Genomic DNA, 1,639 nt, shown 5'->3' with positions numbered 1-1,639 from the left:
AAATTATTTATATAAAAATACAGATTTGCAACTTCCATATAACTTTAATATGGTAGCGATTAATAATCGTCGTCCAACACTTATGACATTACCAAAAATTTTGGATGCTTATATTGGACATCAAAAAGAGGTTATTACGAGACGTTCGCAATATGAATTAAGAAAAGCAGAAAATCGTCAACATATTGTAGAAGGTTTAAAGAAAGCATTATCGATTTTAGATCAAGTAATCGAGACAATTCGAGCTTCAAAAGATAAACGTAATGCGAAAGATAATTTAAGTGCAAAATTTGGCTTTACAGAAGCACAGGCGGAAGCAATTGTTTCCTTGCAATTATATCGCTTAACGAATACAGACATTACGGCGTTACAAGAAGAAGCAGATGAGCTTAATAAGAAAATTCTAGAGCTACAGTCAATTTTACAAAGTGAAAAAAGATTACTTCAAGTCATTAAAACTGATTTGAAGAGAGTTAAGAAAACATATAGTGATGATCGCCGTGCTATTATTGAAGAACAAATTGAAGAAATTAAAATAGACGTAGAAGTGATGATTCCACAAGAAGATGTCATCGTTACTGTAACGAAAGAAGGATATGTGAAACGTACTGGATGGCGCTCACATAATGCATCAAACGGCAAAGACTTCGGTATGAAAGAGGGTGACATCTTACTTGAACGATTCGATACGAATACGACTGAAACAGTTCTTTTATTCACAAGTAAAGGGAACTATATATATCTTCCAGTATACGAAATGCCAGATATTCGTTGGAAAGATTTAGGTCAGCACGTTGCAAATATCGTTTCACTCGACCGAGATGAAACGATCATTTGGGCAACGGTTGTACCGAACTTTGAGGAAGAAAAACGATTTATCGTATTTGTAACACGAAATGGTATGATAAAGAAAACAGAATTAAATCAATATAAAGTTCAGCGTTATTCAAGGGCATTCGTTGCTGTAAACTTGAAAAAAGATGATGAAGTTGTCGATATATTTGCGACAGATGGAACGAGTGATATCGTTCTTGCTACACATGGTGCATATGCACTTATTTTCCATGAAGATGAAGTAAGTCCAGTCGGTGTAAGAGCTGCTGGTGTGAAAGCAATTAATTTAAAAGAAGATGACTATGTCGCTTCTGGTAAACCGTTAAATGGTGATAAAGATCAACTTATTCTCGTAACGCAGCGTGGTGCTGTAAAACGTCTAAAAGCATCAGAAATTGAAAAATCAACGAGGGCGAAGCGAGGTCTTGTTATTTTCAAAGAGTTAAAACGTAATCCGTACCGCATTGTCGGTATTGAAATTGTTCGGGACGATGAATTAGTTTACATAAAGACAGAGAAAAACATTGTAGAAGAGATTGATCCGAAAGCGTATCGAAATAAAGACCGGTATAGTAATGGTAGCCTAGTGCTAGATGTAAATGATACTGGTGAAGTAGTAGAAACGTGGACGAAAAAACGACCGGAGTAAAAAAAGCATCTTGCTATGAATAGTAGCAAGATGCTTTTTTCTAGGCAATTTATTATGTAAATAATAATAATCTTGTTATAATAACTGAATGAAATCGTTCTCATAAAGTGAAACTTTAATCAATGGGGATTTTCTTCATCCTCACTGATTATTAGT

At 34.7% G+C, this 1,639-nt stretch carries 1 protein-coding gene; it reads left to right on the top strand.

All coding sequences use genetic code 11. From position 1 onward, the window contains the following. The coding region (locus tag DN400_RS29250; RefSeq protein ID WP_255478038.1) for a DNA gyrase/topoisomerase IV subunit A at window positions 1-1,483 on the top strand (1,483 nt) is incomplete at its 5' end. Window positions 1,484-1,639: the final 156 nt, after the last annotated feature.

Origin of the sequence: Bacillus sp. AR8-1, assembly GCF_008042345.1 — a bacterium.
Classification (GTDB): domain Bacteria; phylum Bacillota; class Bacilli; order Bacillales; family Bacillaceae_G; genus Bacillus_A; species Bacillus_A cereus.
Note: the sequence above shows the minus strand (reverse complement) of the source record. Positions and strands in the feature narration are given on the sequence as shown.